At 50.2% G+C, this 21,217-nt stretch carries 20 protein-coding genes, 5 tRNA genes and 1 other RNA gene; 19 read left to right on the forward strand and 7 right to left on the reverse strand.

The window, feature by feature from the left end:
* The first annotated feature begins 38 nt into the window (after positions 1–38).
* The 6 genes from DEV76_RS12845 to DEV76_RS12870 all read left to right on the forward strand — a co-directional run bounded on the left by DEV76_RS12845 (position 39) and on the right by DEV76_RS12870 (position 5,729).
* The gene (locus DEV76_RS12845) at positions 39–743 is read left to right on the forward strand and encodes a hypothetical protein (RefSeq protein WP_157962870.1); all 705 of its coding nucleotides are present in this window, start codon (positions 39–41) and stop codon (positions 741–743) included.
* Between the two features lie 108 nt (positions 744–851).
* Positions 852–951: signal recognition particle sRNA small type (gene ffs / locus DEV76_RS12850), an RNA gene on the forward strand.
* 106 nt (positions 952–1,057) lie between these two features.
* Positions 1,058–1,708 (forward strand): fructose-6-phosphate aldolase, encoded by a 651-nt coding sequence (fsa, locus tag DEV76_RS12855; RefSeq protein WP_109698323.1) that lies wholly within the window; start codon positions 1,058–1,060, stop codon positions 1,706–1,708.
* A 174-nt stretch (positions 1,709–1,882) separates the two neighbouring features.
* A complete protein-coding gene (gene glpK, locus DEV76_RS12860) occupies positions 1,883–3,379 on the forward strand; it encodes a glycerol kinase GlpK (protein WP_109698324.1) in 1,497 nt (498 codons plus the stop codon).
* Positions 3,380–3,417: 38 nt separating this feature from the next.
* Positions 3,418–4,125 carry an MIP/aquaporin family protein gene (locus DEV76_RS12865; protein WP_109698325.1) on the forward strand — a complete coding sequence of 236 codons (708 nt, stop codon included), beginning with the start codon at positions 3,418–3,420 and terminating at the stop codon, positions 4,123–4,125.
* A gap of 254 nt (positions 4,126–4,379) precedes the next feature.
* A complete protein-coding gene (locus DEV76_RS12870; RefSeq protein ID WP_109698326.1) occupies positions 4,380–5,729 on the forward strand; it encodes an NAD(P)/FAD-dependent oxidoreductase in 1,350 nt (449 codons plus the stop codon).
* Positions 5,730–5,861: 132 nt separating this feature from the next.
* Here DEV76_RS12870 and DEV76_RS12875 read toward each other — a convergent pair whose 3' ends face one another.
* Positions 5,862–7,154: a type IX secretion system plug protein gene (locus DEV76_RS12875; protein ID WP_109698327.1), complete on the reverse strand. Its 1,293-nt coding sequence runs from the start codon at positions 7,152–7,154 to the stop codon at positions 5,862–5,864.
* 44 nt (positions 7,155–7,198) lie between these two features.
* On the opposite strand from DEV76_RS12875, the gene DEV76_RS12880 reads away from it, so the two are divergent.
* The gene (locus DEV76_RS12880) at positions 7,199–8,422 is read left to right on the forward strand and encodes an ABC transporter permease (RefSeq protein WP_109698328.1); all 1,224 of its coding nucleotides are present in this window, start codon (positions 7,199–7,201) and stop codon (positions 8,420–8,422) included.
* Here DEV76_RS12880 and DEV76_RS12885 read toward each other — a convergent pair.
* A complete protein-coding gene (locus DEV76_RS12885; protein WP_109698329.1) occupies positions 8,415–9,191 on the reverse strand; it encodes a TrmH family RNA methyltransferase in 777 nt (258 codons plus the stop codon). The two genes, DEV76_RS12880 and DEV76_RS12885, sit on opposite strands and share 8 nt — an antisense overlap.
* A 47-nt stretch (positions 9,192–9,238) precedes the next feature.
* On the opposite strand from DEV76_RS12885, the gene tamL reads away from it, so the two are divergent.
* The gene (tamL, locus tag DEV76_RS12890; RefSeq protein WP_157962872.1) at positions 9,239–11,668 is read left to right on the forward strand and encodes a translocation and assembly module lipoprotein TamL; all 2,430 of its coding nucleotides are present in this window, start codon (positions 9,239–9,241) and stop codon (positions 11,666–11,668) included.
* Here the strand turns inward: tamL and truB are convergent.
* From truB to DEV76_RS12910, 4 genes are read right to left on the reverse strand one after another with little or no spacing between them, the layout of a single operon-like run.
* A complete protein-coding gene (gene truB, locus DEV76_RS12895) occupies positions 11,656–12,348 on the reverse strand; it encodes a tRNA pseudouridine(55) synthase TruB (RefSeq protein ID WP_109698331.1) in 693 nt (230 codons plus the stop codon). The two genes, tamL and truB, sit on opposite strands and share 13 nt — an antisense overlap.
* Positions 12,349–12,367: 19 nt before the next feature.
* On the reverse strand, positions 12,368–13,522 hold the full coding sequence (locus DEV76_RS12900) for an MFS transporter (RefSeq protein ID WP_109698332.1): 1,155 nt from the start codon (positions 13,520–13,522) through the stop codon (positions 12,368–12,370).
* On the reverse strand, positions 13,519–14,508 hold the full coding sequence (locus DEV76_RS12905) for an NAD(P)H-dependent flavin oxidoreductase (protein ID WP_109698333.1): 990 nt from the start codon (positions 14,506–14,508) through the stop codon (positions 13,519–13,521). Before DEV76_RS12905 ends, DEV76_RS12900 begins: the two co-directional genes overlap by 4 nt.
* Complete coding sequence (locus DEV76_RS12910) at positions 14,505–15,113, reverse strand: riboflavin synthase (RefSeq protein WP_109698334.1); 609 nt, start codon at positions 15,111–15,113, stop codon at positions 14,505–14,507. The genes DEV76_RS12905 and DEV76_RS12910 overlap by 4 nt, the downstream gene beginning before the upstream one ends.
* A gap of 124 nt (positions 15,114–15,237) precedes the next feature.
* Between DEV76_RS12910 and rpsU the strand changes: the two genes are divergently transcribed.
* The 11 genes from rpsU (at position 15,238) to nusG (ending at position 20,159) form a co-directional block, all read left to right on the forward strand.
* Entirely contained in the window at positions 15,238–15,435 is a 198-nt protein-coding gene (gene rpsU, locus DEV76_RS12915; RefSeq protein ID WP_109698335.1) for a 30S ribosomal protein S21, read from the forward strand.
* Between the two features lie 80 nt (positions 15,436–15,515).
* Positions 15,516–16,478: a tyrosine-type recombinase/integrase gene (locus DEV76_RS12920; protein WP_109698336.1), complete on the forward strand. Its 963-nt coding sequence runs from the start codon at positions 15,516–15,518 to the stop codon at positions 16,476–16,478.
* Positions 16,479–16,731: 253 nt separating this feature from the next.
* Positions 16,732–17,031 (forward strand): HPF/RaiA family ribosome-associated protein, encoded by a 300-nt coding sequence (locus DEV76_RS12925; RefSeq protein WP_109698636.1) that lies wholly within the window; start codon positions 16,732–16,734, stop codon positions 17,029–17,031.
* A 232-nt stretch (positions 17,032–17,263) separates the two neighbouring features.
* Positions 17,264–17,337, forward strand: a tRNA-Thr gene (locus DEV76_RS12930).
* 17 nt (positions 17,338–17,354) lie between these two features.
* Positions 17,355–17,438, forward strand: a tRNA-Tyr gene (locus DEV76_RS12935).
* A 62-nt stretch (positions 17,439–17,500) separates the two neighbouring features.
* Positions 17,501–17,573: transfer RNA gene (locus tag DEV76_RS12940), tRNA-Gly, on the forward strand.
* 17 nt (positions 17,574–17,590) lie between these two features.
* Positions 17,591–17,662, forward strand: a tRNA-Thr gene (locus DEV76_RS12945).
* Positions 17,663–17,889: 227 nt separating this feature from the next.
* A complete protein-coding gene (gene tuf / locus DEV76_RS12950) occupies positions 17,890–19,077 on the forward strand; it encodes an elongation factor Tu (RefSeq protein WP_109698337.1) in 1,188 nt (395 codons plus the stop codon).
* 116 nt (positions 19,078–19,193) lie between these two features.
* A tRNA-Trp gene (locus DEV76_RS12955) sits at positions 19,194–19,264 on the forward strand.
* A 134-nt stretch (positions 19,265–19,398) separates the two neighbouring features.
* Positions 19,399–19,593: a preprotein translocase subunit SecE gene (gene secE / locus DEV76_RS12960; RefSeq protein ID WP_109698338.1), complete on the forward strand. Its 195-nt coding sequence runs from the start codon at positions 19,399–19,401 to the stop codon at positions 19,591–19,593.
* A complete protein-coding gene (gene nusG / locus DEV76_RS12965; protein ID WP_109698339.1) occupies positions 19,593–20,159 on the forward strand; it encodes a transcription termination/antitermination protein NusG in 567 nt (188 codons plus the stop codon). The genes secE and nusG overlap by 1 nt, the downstream gene beginning before the upstream one ends.
* 467 nt (positions 20,160–20,626) lie before the next feature.
* Here the strand turns inward: nusG and DEV76_RS12970 are convergent, their stop codons facing one another.
* A complete protein-coding gene (locus tag DEV76_RS12970; RefSeq protein WP_109698637.1) occupies positions 20,627–21,187 on the reverse strand; it encodes a DUF1579 domain-containing protein in 561 nt (186 codons plus the stop codon).
* Positions 21,188–21,217 lie beyond the last annotated feature (30 nt).

Consider the following 21,217-nt stretch of genomic DNA (forward strand, 5'->3'; position numbering starts at 1 on the left):
TTTCGTTACATTTGGAACGGTTTTAGTCTTATTACAGCATGCTCAAATTGATGTTGATTTGCCTGGCGCCGGTGCTCCCGGTTATGGCACAGCAAAAACAGATCGTAAGGGTAGAGGCGGATTATGATTCCACGTCTGTCGCGGAATTGTATAGTTCTACCCGCATCGGGCTGAAGGTGAAGTATTCCGACAGTTCGGAACGCCGGACGGCAGGTTTGCTGGGAGGTGATATCCGGTGGAATCAGGTAACGGTGGAAACGCCGCATGGCGAGGTCCGCAACGGTGTGCTGCAGTTTTCCCGGAATGCAGCCCGGCCGGATAATTACCTGCTGCGGCTGCAGGTTTCATTTGCAGATCATCCGGGGAAAAGGTGGGAGGCAGGGCTTCAGCTGCCATACCTCACCGGTATCCGTTTCAGGCATTATGCCGACAGTCTGAAGCGTGGCATTCATTTCTACCTGAATGTGGAAGGTATATACAACAGTGGCCGTATTTATCCCTTGGATACGGCGCGCATCCGCTTTTCTGCTGATCAGGGACAGATACTCGGGCAGGATCTGCTGATACCTGCAACCGATACTATTACCCGGGATATCCGGGTAACGGCAATATACCGTGGTGATAGTGCCATGCGGATAGAAACGGTTATTCCGGTGAAGCAATTGCCCGATGATGAATCTCTGATTAAGACGGAAAGTGAAGTGCTGCAGGGTACGCAAAAGAAGAAAAAGCGGCGTCAATAAATAAATTAGCAGCCTTGTAATACAGTGGAGGAGAAGGTTTTGGCGTGTTAGCCGTGAAGCGTAACAGAAATTATTTGCAGGATATACTGCTTTGCCTTACCTTTGCAACGGCAAGTCTTATACGGTCAGCTCCTGCTGAACTCCCCCAGGACAGGAATGTAGCAAGGGTAGGTGGTTGAAGCGATGCGATATAAGTAACTTGCCACTTTTTTTTCCCCTCTGGCAAGCTTTGTCTCCTCACATTCTCCTTTTATTTTCCGAAATTAGTTTGTTGTTTTGCACATCGCAAACACTGAAATACTAAATCTCTTTTTATGAAATTCTTTATTGATACAGCTAACCTGGCTCAGATTCAGGAAGCAAACGACCTCGGCATACTGGACGGTGTTACAACCAATCCCTCTCTCATGGCCAAGGAAGGTATCAAAGGCGAAGCAGCCATCCTGAAACATTACGAAACCATTTGTGAACTGGTTGACGGTGACGTAAGCGCCGAAGTACTTTCTACCGATTTCGCCACTATGGTGGAAGAAGGTAAGAAGCTCGCAGCCATTCACCCCAATATTGTGGTGAAAGTGCCGATGATTAAAGACGGTGTTAAAGCCATCAAATGGTTTACTGATAACGGTATCCGTACCAACTGTACGCTCGTTTTCTCCGCAGGCCAGGCTATCCTTGCCGCTAAAGCAGGTGCTTCCTACGTATCGCCTTTCATCGGCCGTATCGACGACAGCTCCTGGGATGGTATCGAACTGATCGCTCAGATCGCTCAGATCTACAGCATCCAGGGCTTTAAAACCGAAGTGCTTGCCGCTTCTATCCGCAACGCCCTCCACATTGTGAAATGTGCTGAGAACGGTGCCGACGTTTGCACCTGCCCCCTCGATTCTATCCTCGGCCTCCTGAAACACCCCCTCACCGACATCGGTCTGGCTAAGTTCCTGGAAGACGCGAAAAAAATGTAATAGCACATTACCTTAATATAAAGGCCGTCCGGTTCAACCGGGCGGCCTTTTTTTATGCAGTGGAAATTTTTTTTACTTTTAGAATATTCCTAGTATCTTACTACCTCGTAAAACTAGGTACCACGTTAGACAATACATTTCATCATATTAAACAATTAGCCAGAACAGTTTCGCATGGAAGCAAAATTCATCATGGCCCTGGATCAGGGAACCACCAGTTCCCGAGCCATCTTATTTGATCGCGGGGGGAATATCGTAGCCGTTGCCCAGAAGGAATTCAAACAGATTTATCCCCAACCGGGATGGGTGGAGCACGACCCGAACGAGATCTGGTCTACCCAGGCCGGCGTAGCCGCCGAGGTAATTGTAAAAGCAGGGGCCAGCGGCGATGAGATCGCTGCCATAGGCATTACCAACCAGCGGGAAACCACCATCGTGTGGGACCGTAAAACGGGTAAGCCCCTGTACAACGCCATCGTCTGGCAGGATCGCCGTACGGCAGCTTATTGCGATGAGCTGCGGGCCAAAGGCCTTGCGGAAGACATCCGTTCCCGCACCGGCCTGATCATCGACGCTTATTTCTCCGGCACCAAAGTGAAATGGATCCTCGATAACGTGGAGGGGGCCCGCGCCCGAGCCGAAGCTGGTGAACTGGCTTTCGGGACGGTAGACTCCTGGCTGGTATGGAACTTCACCAAAGGAAAGCTGCATATCACCGACGTGAGCAACGCCTCACGCACCATGCTGTACAATATCCACGACCTGAAGTGGGACGAATCCCTGCTGAAGCTGATGGATATACCGGCTTCTATGCTCCCCGAAGTTCGCGCATCCAGCGAAATATACGGACAAACGGAAGCTACCCTTACCCCGTTCAATATTCCCATTGCAGGCATCGCAGGCGATCAGCAGGCCGCTCTCTTTGGCCAGATGTGCATTGAGCCGGGTATGGTGAAAAATACCTATGGCACCGGCTGCTTCATGATGCTGAATACCGGCGAAAAAGCCATTACTTCCGGCAATAACCTGCTCACTACTATCGGCTGGCAGGTAGACGGGAAAACCGTTTACGCCCTCGAAGGCAGTATTTTCATAGGTGGTGCCGTAGTACAATGGCTGCGCGACGGTCTCGGCATTATCCGCCACAGCGCCGATGTGGAAGCTCTCGCTGCTAAAGTGGAGCATACAGACGGGGTGTATCTCGTGCCTGCATTTGCCGGGCTGGGAGCGCCTCACTGGAATCAATATGCACGCGGTACCATCGTGGGGATGACCCGTGGTACCAAAGACGCACATATTGCCCGCGCCGCGCTCGACAGTATCGCCTATCAGACGATGGACGTGCTGAAAGCCATGGAAGCAGATGCCGGTATGCCTATCCGCGAGCTGCGGGTAGATGGCGGAGCTACTGCCAACAACCTCCTCATGCAGTTCCAGGCTGATATTGTGGGTACGGACGTAGTGCGGCCCAAAGTAACGGAAACCACCGCGCTGGGTGCTGCTTATATGGCCGGACTGGCCACCGGGTTCTGGGACAGTATTGAGACCATCCGCAAGCAATGGCAGGAAGATGCCTGCTTTAAGCCCGAAATGGCTGACAGCGAGCGTAACCAGCTTACCAAAGGATGGGCACGTGCCGTTAAGGCCGCTAAAGTATGGGCTGAAGAATAATTCCAATATCCAGAACTGATCAAAAACAATTCCCGACTATGTCAATTTTTCTCGCAGAGCTTATCGGCACGGCGCTCCTGATCATCCTTGGCGACGGGGTGGTGGCTAACTGCCTGCTCAACAAAAGCAAAGGCCAGAACGGCGGCTGGATGGTTATTACCATGGGCTGGGCCATGGCCGTTTTCGTAGGCGTATTTGCCGTAGGAGCATACAGTGGCGCGCATCTCAATTCCGCAGTTACTATCGCCATGGCTGCTGCCGGCAATATCACCTGGGATCAGGTGCCTATGTATGTAGGTGCCCAGATGCTGGGAGCATTCCTCGGCGCATGTGGTGTTTATGCCGCTTATAAACAGCATTTCGACATCACGCCCGACGCGGATGCCAAACTGGGTATTTTCTGCACGGCACCCGCCATCCGCAGTACTATCCCCAACCTGGTAACAGAAATCATCGGTACGTTTGTCCTCATTTTCGGGGTGTTTTACATCGCCAAAGGTGATGTGGGCCTCGGTGCCGTAGATGCACTGCCAGTAGCACTTCTTGTACTGGGTATCGGCCTGTCACTTGGCGGTCCTACCGGCTACGCCATCAACCCGGCCCGCGATCTCGGGCCCCGCATTGCACACGCAATTCTGCCCATCAAAGGAAAGCGCGACAGCGACTGGGGATATGCCTGGATACCCGTTGTGGGCCCAATTATCGGCGCATTGCTGGCTACCGCCCTGCACCTCGCCCTCAAGTAGTTTCGATCTTTCAAAAACATACACAACTAAGCACGGCGCATCCCTTCCGGGGTGCGCCTTTTTCTTTGCAGGCCAATCAGTCAAACGACTGTTTTAACTGTAATATATCCCGGCTAACGTGGCCTGATTCCTGAATAATTATGTCTATATTTTCAAATCTTTCATTTTATCCTGAAAGTTTTGTAATTTTGAGAATTGTTTCGGTGGTATGGCATTTGTGGCCAAGGTGTTGTACCATCCTAAATGCACAAACCATGATACAACCGAATTTACCGGATTCAACACTTCCCAGGGTCGTGATCGTTGGCGGCGGGTTTGCCGGGATCAATCTTGCCAAATCACTCAGAAAAGCCCCTGTACAGGTGGTACTGCTCGACAGGAACAACTATCATCTCTTTCAGCCGTTACTTTACCAGGTAGCAACTGCAGGTCTTGAGCCGGACAGTATTGCTTTCCCCCTCCGTGGCATCTTCAAAAACCAAAAGAACTTCCACTTCCGCATGGCAGAGGTGAAAAGTGTGGATGCTAACAATAATGTACTGGAAACCAACATTGGTGATATCTCTTACAGCTACCTCGTGCTTGCCACGGGTTCCAATACCAATTTTTTCGGCAACAAAATGATCGAGGAGCACGCTATAGGCATGAAATCGCTCATTGAAGCCGTGCAGATCAGGAATTACGTGCTGAAGCAGTTCGAGGAATCGCTGCTGATCTCTGATGAGGCCTCCATCCGTCCCAAGCTGAACTTCGTGATGGTAGGCGCCGGGCCTACCGGGGTAGAGCTGGCAGGGGCATTCGCAGAGCTGCGGAAATATATTCTCCCGAAAGATTATCCTGAGCTGCCCATCCACCTGATGGATGTGTACCTCATTGAAGCAGGGCCCCGTGTACTGGCGGGCATGTCTGAAGTAACGAGCAAAAAAACAAAAGCATCACTGGAGCATATTGGTGTGAAAGTGCTCACAAATGTGGCTGTGAAAGATTATGACGGCCTTACGCTTACCCTGGGCAATGGGGAAACCCTGCAAACGCAGTCGCTCATCTGGGCGGCGGGTGTTAAGGGAATGTCTATACCCGGCCTGCCGGAAGAAGCCATGTTGCCCAACGGCCGCGTGCACGTAAACGATCTGAACCTAGTAAAAGGCACACAGAATATTTATGCCGTAGGTGATATTGCCATGATGGTGAATGATGAGCGTTTCTCCAAAGGGTACCCTATGGTGGCTCAGGTGGCCATGCAGCAGGGGAAGCAGCTGGGCAAAAACATTGCACACCAGCTGAAAGGGCAGGCGCAGAAACCTTTTAGATACAAGGATCTGGGATCTATGGCCACTATTGGCCGGAACCGTGCGGTAACTGAGTTTGCCGGCATCAGGCTGAGCGGCTATATTGCCTGGATAGCCTGGATGGTGGTGCACCTGCTTAATTTGCTGGGCTTCAGGAATAAGCTGGTGGTGATGATCAACTGGATATACCGGTATTTCACATACGACCGTGGTACGCGGATTATAATCAAGCGCGGCGCGGCAAACATTGTAAAATTAAGACAGTCAATTTATCAATCCGATCCGCAGGTGCCGGATGTGCACCCTGTGCGCTAGCGCTGCCTGTTAGTGAGGGAATTCATACAGAGCATGCCTACCAGTTCATCGTGCCGCCCGCCGGGCGTGCGGTAATAAACGAGAATGGTGTAGGCATTTTCTGTTTCCGGAATCAGATCGATTTCAGGTTAATTATCGCTGCCTGTTAGTGAGGGAATTCATACGGAGCATGCCTACGAGTTCATCGTGCCGCCCGCCGAGCGTGCGGTAATAAACGAGAATGGTGTAGGCATTTTCTGTTTCCCACCAGTTCCCTTCCGTTAGTTCCGTGCTTAAAACGGAGTTGCGGTTGGTGCGGTCTACCAGTCCGTACACGTAATTGTAGTAGCCCTGTTTGAGAAACAGTGCGCCTTCATAAGCTCCCTTCTCGCCGTTCCAGGTCATTTTATTACGGTCGTTCGCTTCATATTGGGTTAGCTCACCGAAAATGTACATATCATAACCGGCAAAGGGTTCTTTCATGGGAAAGGAGAAGTTAACACGGGCGTAATCCCCTTCGAACTGGATATTATAATCTTCGATAGTAGAAGGATCGAACATGCCATTGATATCCCGGAGGTATTGGTAGATCTGGTTATCGCGTGGTACATCGGGCATTACGTTGATCACGGTACCATTGCGGAGGTATTGCGTGTTTTGAACGCGCTCCGTTTGCAGGCGGAAGCTCCGGAGATCAACCCACCTCCATTCTTTCATTGCAGGGAAAATACAATCCTGCTCCGCGTTATACTCAATCACATCGCCCTTGATGAACATAGGTTTGATGTTTGTGATGGCATTATCCCAGCGGAAATTCTGCTGGATAACGATCTTCACCTGATCAAAGGGGTTCTGGACATTGAGGCCTTTCGTATTGACGGAAACATTAATTTTCTGGGAATTGCGGAAAAACTTCGGGTTGGTTGGCTGGGAGATCCATCCGGCTACCCCCGCCTTGCTGTTGATGACCATGAGGCGGCGGGTAAAGGCCAGGCGGTTGGTATCACCATCGAGGTAAACTTTCAGAAGGTAATTGCCTGACCGTGTGGGCGTTGAGTTAGCGCTGGGGATGCGGGCCTTGTAATGCACATACTTTTGCAGGGCTACTGACGAAAACCGGTAATCGCGGATCTGTACTTCCGAAAAGCCACGGAGGTAATCGATGGTATTAACCTGGGCAGGCGTCCAGTCTGCATTACAGAGCTGAAGGGTATAAAAGTAAGATTTGATCTCGTTTTGCAGATCATCGAACTGCAGCTCGAGCTGATCGCCCGAATTGAGGGATAATATGGGAAGGCCAAGCATTTCGCCGGGCGGGGTCAGCTTCACGGTAGCGATGTTCTGGTGGTAAATATGGTCGGGCGTGATGCTGTTAACCTGACCATTGGCGCCGGGGAAAAACAATAATGCCGCCAGGGTGCAGCAAACAAATGCGACTGTCCTCATAGCTGTAATTTACAATGAATTTCTAAAATGTATAAATTCGCGCCATGCGCATCTCCATGTTTATTGCCGGAAGGATAGCTTTTAACCGTTCTTCCTCCTTTTCACGGTTCATCATCAACATCGCAATGGCGGCTACTGCATTCAGTGTTGCGGTGATGATTATCGCCACGGCAATGATCAGCGGGTTTCAGCAGGTGATTTCCGATAAAATCTTCAGTTTCTGGGGGCATTACCATATCACGGAGTACCGTGAAACGGGAGGGCCCAATGCCGAACCGAGCCCTTTCCCGGAAGACAGTGCCCTCGAAAAGCGACTTTCCGCTATCCCCTTGGTGAGTTCCGTCAGCCCTTTCGCCACCAAGTCAGTTATCGTTAAAAAAGGCCGGGAAACGGAAGGGATGATATTTAAAGGGGTAAACGGCGGGCAGGCGCTGCCGTTTATTACGGAAGGCCGTGCCACCCGGGCAACCGACAGCGGGTATGCTCCCGAGGTTATTATTTCCGCGAGCACTGCGGCATTACTGAACCTGAAGCTGAACGATGCAATTATTATTTATTTCATGCAGGGCGACGGGCAACAGCCCCGCGCGCGGAAGCTTACCATCTGCGGCATATACAAAACCGGTATCGAAGAATATGATAAAACCTATATCGTAGGGGATATCAACCTCATCCGGCGGCTGAACGACTGGGCGCCCGATAATATCGGGGGCTACGAAGTACACCTCCACCGATTTCGGGATATGGACGCAGCTGCCTCCCTCATCAGCGACGAAATCAGCGATGCCGAGCTGGGGATGCGCAGCATGCAGGAGATTTACCCCAATATCTTCGACTGGCTGGGGCTCCAGAATAAGAACGAGACTATTATCCTTATCATCATGACCATTGTGGCCGTCATCAATATGATCACAGCCATGCTTATCCTGATCCTGGAGCGTACCAATATGGTAGGCATCCTCAAAGCCCTTGGTACGCGGAACACTTCCATTCAGGGCATATTCCTTTACCAGGCGGGGTACATTGTAGTGGTGGGCATCATTATCGGGAATATTCTTGGGCTGGGCCTGGCTTTACTGCAACAATACACGGGCTTCATCCGGTTGCCGGAAGAGTCATATTACATGTCGGTGGCACCAATCGCCATTCAGTGGTGGAAAGTGGCACTCATCAACGTGGGTACGCTGGCAGTGTGCGTATTAATCCTCATCATCCCGTCTATGCTCATCCGGAGGATTTTACCGGTGCGGGCCATTCAGTTTAAATAAGCAGTCTTCCGCAGATAATACCTGCTGCTACGGCTGCATTCAGTGATTCGGCCTGGCCGATACGCGGAATGGTGATATGATGGCTGCTGCGGCGGAGCACTTCTTCGCTCAATCCGCGTGATTCGTTTCCGATGAGCAGGATGCCTTCCGTTACTTTTTTAGTGAGGGTGATATCGTTGCCATGAAGGGTGGCGGCATAGGAGGGGAGGGCGGCATGTTTTTCCAGGAACTGGGGGATATCGCGGATGATAACGGATACCCGCTGGAAGCTGCCCATAGTAGCCTGGATGGTTTTGGCGTTGTAAGCGTCCACACAATCGGGTGAGCAAACGATCTGGCGGATGCCAAACCAGTCGGCTATACGAATGATAGTACCGAGGTTGCCGGGGTCCTGGATGGTTTCGAGGGCGAGGGAAACGCCTTCCGGAACAAAATCGCGGGCAGGCGGGATATCGGCGAGGGCGAGGGCACGGTTGGGAGCGGAGAGGGAACTTAGCTGCCGAAGGGTTTCAGGTGTTACTTCCAGCACTTCCACTGCTGCGGCCTTTTCGGCGAGTGCCCGGTTATCGAGCAGCCACTCCCGGGTAGCGAATATAGTCTTCACGCCAGCACCGTTTTCCAGCAACTCCTGTACGATCTTATCTCCTTCAGCGACAAACTGGCCAAATTTTTGACGGTATTTTTTGTGCTGTAGTCCGGTAATATATTTAATTTGCGCCTTTGATAACATAGGGTCAAACCTACGTGAAATCCGGCATTCAGCCAACATGTCCCGCCATGGCGGGAGCGGCACTTACCCGTTAATTCAATCTTACAGTGAAGAAACCGACATACCCATCCACTTCCGGATTACCCCACCAGCGCTTGCTCTGGCTAATGGTATGCCTGTTTCTGACGGCCTGCTCCAATACCCGTTACCTTCAGGAAAATCAGAGCCTGCTCGTAGATACCGATGTGGAAGTGACCGGGCCGGTTGCTTCCAGCGAAAAGAACGATCTGAAAAACGACCTGTCATCCCGTTCGCTCCAGCTGCAGCAGCCCAACCGAAAATTCCTGGGTTCCCGCCTGAAGGTGTGGCTTTATAATCAGAAGAATTACGAGAAAAAGAGTAACTGGTTCTGGAACCTCATGCTCAGTGAACGGAACCTGGAAGCCCCGGTGATTTACGATTCGGTCAAAACAAAGGAATCTGTACAGCGCATGGTTGCCTATCTGAATAACCAGGGTTATTTCTATGCAACCATACAAACGCGGCAAAGCGAAAGCGGCCGGAAAGCATCCGTTACCTACGATGTTAATACCGGTAAGAATTTCATTGTCCGCAAAATCACTTACGATATTCCTGATTCCGCCATCGCGAAGGTAGTGAAGGACGGAGAGCGGCTGTCGCTCCTGAAAACGGATGTGCCCTACAAGGCATCTGACCTCAGTAGTGAAAGGGAGCGCCTCACCCGTCTTATCCGGGATGCCGGGTATTACAAATTCAACCGCGACCTGGTTATTTTCACGGTAGATACGCTGAACAAATCGCTCTTTGTAGATCCCCTGAACCCCTTTGAGGTGATGCCCAACGTCATCCGGGCAGACGAGAAACCCACGCTTGATGTGGAAGTGGCAGTTGTACCCCCCGAAGATTCCGCCAGCGATCAGACCAAACTTTTCTTCCTCAACAAGATTATCGTGTACCCGGACATGGCCCTGCAGGAAAGCCCGGACGATACTGCATTCAATACTACCGAAACACGCAACTTTACCATCAAATACCATCAGAACATCGTAAGGCCACGGGTATTAGCGCGTGCTATTCAGTTGCGGCCAAACGAGCGGTATTCCACTTCCAACTACAGCAATACCATCAACCGCCTGTACGATCTCAACCTTTGGCAATTCGTGAGCCTGCAGTATAAAGATGCTAAGGATACTGTGCAGAAGCTGGATGCCTACATCCAGTTATCACCCCGTAAAAAGCAGGAATTCAGCACCAACTTCGACGTAACTACATCCAACGATTATGCTGTTGGTAGTGCCATATCAGTGGGGTACCGTCACTTCAACCTGAACCGTGCAGCCAACGAGCTGCATATTACTGTTAAAGGCGGTATCGAGCTGCGGAACCAGAACCGTGTGGGCCTTTCCATGCAGGCGCAGGAATATGGTGTGAATGCAGATTATGTATTACCCCGCTTCGCACTTCCGTTCCGGGTGCGGCAGAATTACAAGTCTACCGCCAAAACCCGTATTTCAGCCGGGTATAACAACCTTCGCCGTATCGATAAGTTCAATATCCGTACGGTAACCGGGGCATTGGGTTATGAATGGAACGAGTCTATTTACAAGCGCTGGAACGTGAAGCCCTTCAACCTGAACTATGTTGGCGTAACCTTAACGCCTGAGTTCCGGGATACGGTGGTAAAGGAAAACCCTTACCTGCAGCGCAGCTTCGAGCCGGCATTCATTGGTGGAGAAGCAGTAGTGTATACCTTCAGTAACGACGATATTTTTCATAAGAAGCAAAATACTTACTTCCGTGCAGCCCTTGAAGAATCGGGAGCCTGGCTGGAAGGGGTGAACAGTTTGCTGAATGTGATTACCAATAAGCGCGATAATCTTGAGACAGCCGCGAATGTGAAGATCTCGCGGTTTGTGCGGCTGGATCTGGACTACCGTCATTTCTGGAACTACAACCGCAGCAGCGTGGCAACCCGGGCCTACCTGGGATTAGGCCTGCCTTACGGGCAAAGTGATGTATTACCTTATGTAAGGCAATTTACATCGGGCGGACCTAACAGCATCCGCGCATGGCGCCTGCGTACACTGGGCCCAGGTTCTTACCGCGATACATCTTATACCGCTACAATATTCCCGGATCAGACTGGGGATATGCGCTTCGAAGGGAACGTGGAATACCGGTTCAACATTCTCCGCTTATTTGGCGGAACCATGATGCTGAAAGGAGCTACCTTCCTGGATTTTGGTAATATATGGATGCTGAAGACAGACACCAGCAGGCCTGGAGCGGCATTTAAGCTCATGAATATCTATCAGGATCTTGCCATCGGCACAGGTGCTGGTGTGCGGCTGGATTTCAGTTACTTCGTGATCCGCCTCGACTGGGGCATACCCCTCAAGAAACCTTACCCCACCCAGAACAGCAAAGGCTGGTATTTAGGTGAATGGACGCTCGGCGAAGGCCGCTGGCGCCGCGACAATATCATCTGGAACGTAGCGATCGGCTATCCGTTCTGAGTTTCCTGCATTTTCTTGTATTCCTCGATGAATTGTACCACATCCATGGCGTCTTCCAGTTTGAAGGGGCCGATGCGAGTACGGCAAAGGCTGCTGAGGTAACCGCCACAACCTACTGCTGCACCGAAGTCATTGGCCAGCGAACGGATGTATGTACCGGTGCTGCATTCCACTCGGAAGTGTACCACGGGTAATTCCACCGCAGTAATTTCAAACGCATGAATCACGATGGAACGGGGCTCCACTTTTACTTCCACACCTTTGCGGGCGAGGTGGTAAATGGGCTTGCCGTTTTGTTTGATGGCAGAGTGGATGGGAGGTAACTGCTGAAGAGGGCCGGTGAATTTGTCGGCAATTGCCTGCAGTGCGGCTTTGTCCAGCTCAGGAACGGGCTGATGGTCCTGCGGTTCTGATTCGAGGTCGAATGTAGGGGTTATGGCGCCTAATGTAAAGGTGCCGGTATATTCTTTTTCTTTCGCCTGATATTCATTGATTTTCTTGGTCATTTTGCCGGTACAGCAAATGAGGAGCCCGGTAGCGAGAGGGTCCAGGGTACCGGCATGGCCGATCTTGGCTTTGGTGGTATTGCGGATCTTGCGGACAACGTCGAACGAGGTCCAGGTCAAGGGTTTATTGATCAACAGCACAGCGCCTTCCTGAAAATTCGGTGTTTCTGACATGGCGCAAAGATAATAAGTTTTATTTCCCTCCGTTTGTCCCGCGCGATTTCCGCACCGCCATTACCGTGATCATGGAGGCCATTACCGCGATGAACAGGAAAGAAATCCGTAACCCTGAAGCCTGTGCAATGAACCCGATCAGCGGAGGCCCCAGCAGAAAACCGAAAAAGCCGAAAGTACTTACTGCCGCAAGTGCCATGCTCTGGCTCATCGTTTTACTACGCCCGGCTTCACTATACACAAGGGGAATTACGGTAGACACGCCAAGGCCTACCAGGAAAAAGCCCAGGGCAGAAAACCATACTGTAGGGAAGGCGACTGAGAGTAAAAGGCCGGACGCTGCTAATATACCGCTGCCTTTCAGCATACCGAGGATGCCAAAGCGTTTGGTGAGCCAGTCGCCGATAAAGCGCCCAGAGGTGGTGGCAGCAGTGAAAGCAGTGTACCCGATGGTCACCTTTCCCGGATCGGCCTCTACTACCTTCGCAAAGTATACCCCGCTCCAGTCGTACATCGTGCCTTCGCAGATCATGCAGCAGAAAGCGATGATGCCCAGACTGATGAGGGTTTTATCAGGTTTCACAAATATTGGCTGATGGCCGCCGGCGGTTTTGGTATGCGGCAGCGCGTTCCGGAAAGAAAGGATGACCAGTAGCAGTGCTGCACCCGCCACCATCATGAAGTGCTGGGAAGGAGGTGTACGGAGGGTTACCATCAGCGTACCGATCCCGGCACCTGCAAGCCCCGCAAGGCTCCATACGGCATGGAAGGATGACATGATGGACCGGCCATATAATGCTTCCACACTTACAGCCTGTGTATTTACGGAGATATTACCCAGGTTACCTGCGAAGCCAAACAGGAAAAGGACGAACCCGAGTATCCAGGGGTTACCTGCCTGGCCGATGCAGAAGAGGAATACGGCATACAACACCGCAGCTAATATCATAACCGGGCGGCTGCCGGAGCGGGTTACGAGCCAGCCTGCGATGGGGAGGGAAATGAGAGCGCCAACCGGTATGCAGAGAAGAAGGCTGCCGAGCGCGGCTTCGCTCAGTGCAAGGTGTTCCTGTATCGCAGGGATGCGGGAAGCCCAGGAAGCAAAGCATAATCCATTTAAAAAGAAAAAGGCCGCGACAGAAAGCCGGGCCTTATAACGATTGATATCATTCATGAGCAGAAAGGCTGAAAACTTTTTTGGTACTCCTCCGTCAGCTGTGCAATGATAGATTCCACCGGCTCAATGCCGTCTACCATCTCCACGCTTTGTCCTGCACTCCACAATTGGTTATAATAATTTGGTTTGGTTGCTTTCTCCAGCATTTTCATGCCTTTGAGCTGTACCATCATCTTGAAATACTTCTTTGTACGCGGGTTGCGCGACAACCATTTCTCCCAGTTGCTTTGTTTGTAGCCAAGTTTCTGTGCGGCCGGGGTATTGATGATGTTGCAGGGTGTACCGGAAAGGCGCTCGGTAAGCACGATGTCTTCCATGCCATGATCCACGATAGCCTGTTTGTATTCATCGCTCACATTGGCTTCGGGGCTGGCAATGAAACGGGTGCCGATGGAAACCCCATCAGCACCTAGTACCATGGCACTGGCCATTTGCTTACCGGAAGCGATGCCGCCTGCCGCAACGATGGGCATGCCGGGGAAGGCTTTTTCCAGAGCGGGGATGAGAACATGCATAGGGTAGGGGCCGGCGTGGCCGCCTGCACCGGAGCATACGGCGATAAAACCGTCGGCACCAACCTGTGCTGCTTTCTGGGCGTGCTCAAGGTTAGTGACATCGCAAAAGACTTTGGCGCCATAGGAGTGGGCTGCGTCGATGACTTCACGGGGATTGCCGAGGGAGGTGATGTAAAACGGAACTTTGGCTGCCACGCAGGCATCCAGGTGCTTTTTATAGAGCGGGTTCGTTTTTTGAACGATGAGGTTTACGCCGTAGTTACCGCCGGGGTGGGCGGCACGGACGGCGTTGAGCCTTTCCAGGAGGGCATGCAGCTCGCCTTCCTTCCGGTAGTTGAGGGAAGGGAAGGTGCCCGCGATGCCGCTGCGGATGGCGGCGCTTACCATGGCCTCGTTGCTGACGAGGAACATGGGAGCCATAATCACGGGATGCCGTATGCCCAGCAGGTCTGTAATGGGATGGTTCATGTTGTCAGGGATGGTTTCGCTTGGGTTTGTAATTGGCGCGCCACGTATTTGCCCAGGATGTCGAATTCCAGGTTTACGGGGTCGCCGGGTTGCAGATGCCGGATATTGGTATGTTCGAAAGTATATGGGATGATGGCAACTGAAAATGCATCGTCGGCAATATCAAATACGGTAAGACTGATACCGTTGAGACATATGGATCCTTTTTCCACGATAAGCGGGGCGAAGGAGGGGTCGAATCCGAACCGGAATACCCAGCTGCCGTCCTGCGGTTCCACAGAGCGGCAAACGCCAGTTCCATCTACATGGCCCTGTACAATGTGCCCGTCGATCCGGCTGTTGAAGACCATGGCCCTTTCGAGGTTCACGGCCTGGCCGGGGCGGAGGGCGCCGATATTGGTTTTCTGCAGGGTTTCTGCTACGGCTACGGTAGTGTAGCGGTCGGCTTCCACGGAGGTGACGGTAAGGCAGACACCATTATGAGATACGCTCTGATCGATCTTGAGTTCGGAGGCCAGGGGTGATTGGATAGTGAGTTCCAGGTTGCCGCCACCGGGCCTGGCATCGGCTACAATGCCCATTGTTTCTATTATACCAGTAAACATAATCCCACAAATTTAATGGAGAATTGCCGGGGGAAGAAATGGTGATTTAATTTTGGAAATAAAAAAGGAATACTTATCTTTGCCATCCGTAAAAATATACTGTAAAACAGAATAAAGGATAAATATGTTAATCATCGATTCCAAAGATTGCGAAAACATTGACAAAGCGCTCAAAAAGTATAAAAAGAAATTTGAGAAAGCGAAAATTCTGCTGCAACTGAGAGAGCGTCAGTCATTTACCAAGCCGTCTATCCGTCGCCGCACACAGGTGCTGAAAGCAGTTTACAAACTGCAGGTAGCGACCGGTAAGTTCGATCAATAATTCGATACTGATTCTTTTCTATACACGAAATTGATGATTGTAAGGAATGTTATATCTTTACAATCATCAATTTTTTTGTATTGGATCAAGCGCACCTACCACCTCTGGCGCAGGACTTCCTCGCCTACCTCTCCCTCGAAAAGCGGTACTCACCGCATACGGTGCAATCCTATTGCCTTGATCTCAGCCAGTTTTTTACCTATCTGCATGACGAATATGGCGGTATTCCCTTCGAAAGCGTAAAGGCTTCGCATGTACAGTCGTGGCTTGCCCTCGGTCTGGAAGGTCGTAAAAAGGCAGAAGATGCCCATAAACGGGCGCAACCGCCTGCAATGGCTGTTACCATCCGGCGGAAGATGTCGGCCCTTAAATCCTTTTATAAGTACGCATTACGCAAAGGCGCGGTAAAGCAAAGCCCGATGGCCCGTGTTTCGGGACCGAAACTTCCTGGCCGCTTACCCGTGTTTGTGGATGAGCATGTGATGGAGCTGGTGGAAGCGAACCGTGCAGGGGAGGATCTCCCGCTGTTCGGAGACGATTTTGCCGGTAACACGCAACGGATCATTTTGCGCCTGCTGTACCATGCCGGAATCCGGCGTGCGGAGCTTACCGGGCTGCGCGACAGGAGTGTGGATTTTTCCAACGGGCAAATGAAAGTGCTGGGTAAGGGGAATAAGGAACGCATTATACCGCTGGGGCCGGCCGTGCTGGCAGAATTGCGCGAATACATAGCACGGCGCGATGAACTGCTGCCGGGTTATACAGGCGAAGCGCTGCTGTGCCTGCAAGACGGGCGGGCGGTGCAGCCATGGTATGTATACCGGACGGTGCGGCGTGCGCTGGAGCAGGTAACAACGCTGAAGAAGCGCAGTCCGCATGTGCTGCGGCATACGTTTGCGACGCATCTGATGAATAACGGGGCGGATATCAATGCGGTGAAGGAGTTGCTGGGGCATGCAAGTCTGGCTTCAACCCAGGTCTATACGCACAATACGATAGAGAAGCTTCGGCGGGTGCACCGTCAGGCGCATCCGAGGGGATAGTATCAAAACTTATATTGACAGAAAAATGCACTAAGGAGAAACAGTTCTTCGGGTGACGTGCGTCATCTTATGAGGGGATAAAAGGGGTTAACATTACACTATGGTCATTTTAACAAAATTTTTAGTGGGTCGCATAGAGCTTTGAGTTGGAAGTTTGTGTATATTAGTAATACAGTTCTTTATATAAAAGACGCGCCTATGATGAATGACTACTAATTTGAAATCAGATTGTTAAATGTTAAATTTTAGTGCTATGAATGTTCAAATTCAAACTGTGCGTTTTGATGCTGACGCCAAATTAATTGATCATGTGAATAAGAGAATCCAAAAACTATCCACCTTCTATGACAAGATTGTACAAGTAGAAATTTTCCTGAAGTTAGATCAGTTAGCCCACCAGGTAAAAGACAAGATTGCGGAGATCCGCGTAAATGTACCCCGCCATAGTTTCTTTGTAAAGCATGAGAGCAAATCCTTCGAAGAGTCCTTCGATCTTGCGTTTGATAGCCTTGTAACCCAGATTAAGCGTAAGAAGGAAAAGAATTTACATTAAAATCTCAAAATAATTTTGGAAATATTGTTCTCTTTACTACCTTTGCCATCCCGATTCAAAAAGGGATCGGCGAAGGTAGTAAAGTTCTTTGCTGTAGGGCATTTTAGCCGACTTTAGGTAGTTTGGAAAAATGTTTTCGGAGTGAAAAAAAATATTTGGTTTATCAAAAAATTCACCCTTATTTTGCACTCCCTTTTAGCAAGAATGTTAAGCTTTTTCTTGACAAAAGAATGCCAGCATAGCTCAGTTGGCCAGAGCTACTGATTTGTAATCAGTGGGTCGGGGGTTCGAATCCCTCTGCTGGCTCGAAAGTTATTTAAGTTGGGCAGGTTCCAGAGTGGCCAAATGGGGCGGACTGTAAATCCGCTGTTTCGACTTCACAGGTTCGAATCCTGTCCTGCCCACCATTATTTTGTTAAGCTTTGCGCTTTATGTGCATGGGGGGAATTGAAGAGATGCAAGGCGATGTGCGGGAGTAGCTCAGTTGGTAGAGCGACAGCCTTCCAAGCTGTAGGTCGCGGGTTCGAACCTCGTCTCCCGCTCTTAAAGCACCATCAACGCTGTTGTAGCTCAGGGGTAGAGCACTTCCTTGGTAAGGAAGAGGTCGTGAGTTCAATTCTCATCAACAGCTCACAAGATTTCGGATGCTGGGTGACCGGAAAACTCCTTCTGGGAAATTTCCGTGGCCGGTATCCGAAATTCGAAGTTTAACTCAGTCGGTAAGCTCAATGGATGAGCGTTTCGCATGTAAGCGAAAAGGAGCGGGTTCAATTCCTGCGGCGGGCTCCAGTTTGTTAAGTAAGTTTTAAAACAACTATAAAGCAATAAACTTTACAAACCATCTTAAAAAAAAATACAATGGCAAAAGAAACCTTCAAGCGGGATAAACCCCACGTTAACATTGGTACCATTGGTCACGTTGACCACGGTAAAACTACCTTGACTGCTGCCATTACTACAATTCTGGCAAACAAGGGCTTGGCTGAGAAGAAAGGTTATGATGAAATTGACGCGGCTCCTGAAGAAAAAGAAAGAGGTATCACCATCAATACAGCACACGTAGAGTATCAGACTGCAAATCGTCACTATGCTCACGTTGACTGCCCTGGCCACGCTGACTATGTGAAAAACATGATCACCGGTGCTGCCCAGATGGACGGTGCTATCCTCGTAGTAGCTGCTACCGACGGTCCTATGCCCCAGACGAAAGAGCACGTTCTGCTCGCTCGCCAGGTAGGTGTTCCCCGTATGGTTGTATTCATGAACAAAGTAGACCTGGTAGACGACGCCGAACTGCTGGAACTCGTTGAAATCGAGCTTCGCGAACTGCTGTCTTCCTATGGTTTCGACGGTGATAATGTTCCCATCATCCAGGGTTCCGCTACCGGCGCTCTCGCAGGCGATCCCCAGTGGGTTGGCAAAATCGAGGAGCTGATGGAAGCTGTAGATACTTACATCCCCATGCCTCCCCGTCCGGTTGATCAACCGTTCCTGATGTCTGTGGAAGACGTATTCTCTATCACCGGTCGTGGTACTGTTGCTACCGGTCGTATCGAGCGTGGTCGTATCAAAGTTGGTGAGAACGTTGAGATCGTAGGTCTGCAAGCAGAATCTATGAAATCTACCTGCACCGGCGTTGAGATGTTCAAAAAACTGCTGGACGAAGGTGAAGCTGGTGACAACGCCGGTCTGCTCCTCCGCGGTATTGAGAAAACTCAGATCCGTCGTGGTATGGTTATCTGCCAGCCCGGTTCTATCACTCCGCACACCGACTTCAAATGCGAAGTTTACGTACTGAGCAAAGAAGAAGGTGGCCGTCACACTCCTTTCTTCCAGAAATACCGTCCTCAGTTCTACTTCCGTACTACGGACGTAACTGGTGAGGTTGAACTGCCTGCAGGTGTTGAAATGGTTATGCCTGGTGATAACATCGGTCTGACTGTTAAACTGATCCAGCCGATCGCTATGGAAAAAGGTCTGAAATTCGCTATCCGCGAAGGTGGCCGTACCGTAGGTGCTGGTCAGGTGACTGATATCCTGAAATAATCAATCGGTAGTTTAACTACTGAGAAAATAAAAAAAAGCCATCAGTTCTAACACAAGTAATCTTCCAAAGATTATCTTTACAGACGGTGAAAGTGAAAGATACTGATGGCTTATACACGGGCATGGTGCAACGGTAGCATACGGGTCTCCAAAACCTTTGATCTGGGTTCGAATCCTAGTGCCCGTGCTGATTAAAAATGTAAATTGCCGGAAAGTTAAATTGCAGATTTCCATTAAAAAAATCCGCAATTTCCCTTGAAGGCAATTTTTATCGTTCATAACAGGATTGTTTTTTAACTTCAGTCCCTAGAAATTTTCAGCATGAACAAAATCACCAACTACTTCAGAGAATCCTACCACGAACTGGTACATAAAGTATCCTGGCCTACCTGGCAGGAACTGCAGTCCTCCACCATGATCGTTCTGGTCGCCACCATCATCATCACACTGATGGTTTGGGGTATGGACACAGCTTCCCACCTGGTTTTATCGCAATACTATAAACTGTTTCAATAATGGATGAAGCCCAAATCCCCACTCAGGAAACCAAATGGTACGTGCTGCGCGTGGTGAGTGGCAAGGAGAAGAAAGTAAAAGAATATCTGGATATCGAAGTACGCCGCAGCGACTGGGGCAACGTGATCACTCAGGTATTTCTGCCCGTGGAAAAAGTTTATAAAGTGCAAGCCGGTAAAAAAGTAATGCGCGAAAAAAACTTCTACCCCGGTTATGTGATGATCGAAGCCATCGACGGGAAAATGAATGACGAAGTGATTCAGGCCATCCGTAACGTTTCAGGCGTGATCCACTTCCTCGGTAAAGAAAAGCCCATCGCTCTCCGTAAAGCCGAAGTCAATAAAATGCTCGGTAAAGTGGATGAGATCTCCGATCAGGGCCTCACCATGAGCGAACCATTCATCGTCGGCGAAACCATCAAGATCATCGACGGACCTTTCAACGACTTCAACGGTGTCATCGAAGAAGTACTCGAAGACAAGAAGAAACTGAAGGTTACCGTAAAGATCTTCGGCCGCGCCACACCGGTAGAGCTGAACTTCATGCAGGTAGAAAAAATCAGCTAATACTGGTTTTACCATATTCAAGAGGTTGCCATCAAGGCAGCCTCTTTTTTTATGCCCACAATTCGCAAGAACAGAGTTCATAGAAGGATGATGGGAATTTAGCCTGTATACCCCAAAAGGAACACAGTATTGTAAACGGACTGTACCTGGACTATAAACCTTCACTAATTAGGCTGCAATCGCGCTGTAATCGCGCTGTAATCGCGCTGCAATCATACTGTAATAGCACTGTAATCATACTGTAGTCATACTGTAGTAGCGCTGTAATCGTACTGTGGCCATCTTCTAACCGTATTATAATGGCCTCTAACCATATTGTAACAGTATTGTTACGCATTAAAGCAGTACCGGCGTAATAATGGTGAAGTTGCAGTGTATTGGGATACTGCCATTTGCAGGCTTATTGGAGTAACAAAAAAACGGCCGCGTTACCGCAGCCGCATAAAATTCTTTAAGAAACCAACGCCTTATTTCCGGGTTAGTTTCATTTCCATACTCTTAAATTCTTTCCCGTCCTGCATCATGTACATCTCCATCCACTGCGTGTTGTCGTCAACCCATTTGAAAACTTCCCGAACACCCATCGGCTTACCAGTGGGGTCAGTGGATGTTCCGGTAAGTGTCAGCGTCCGGGTAGCTTCATCCAGCTTGCCTTCCAGGACCATAATACCAGTACCCATGTTGTCGTACCAAATGGATTGGAAAACCTTTCTGGCATTGTCGTAGGCGGTTATACCATGCCCTTCGAATTGCATGCCTCCCATATCTCCCGTATGAACTGTTTCCTGGTAACGGTCACCAAGAATCATACGATTGGTACAAGAACCTGTGGATTTAGAGGAAGGCCCGTCTGGCGACATCCAGAATGTGAGGTCAGTATTCCATGTACCATTACCCATCGCCATCATTTTATGCATGGGGCCTGGCGTCATGTAATCCATCCAGGCTTTCTGGGCGGCTTCGTCCTGTGCTTTGACGGATAAGAATGTACTGCAGACAATTGCGATAAACAAACACGTGCGTTTCATAACTAAGGGGTTTAAGACCATGAAGTTACG

Origin of the sequence: Chitinophaga deserti (assembly GCF_003149455.1) — a bacterium.
In the GTDB taxonomy this organism is placed as follows: Bacteria; Bacteroidota; Bacteroidia; order Chitinophagales; family Chitinophagaceae; genus Chitinophaga; species Chitinophaga deserti.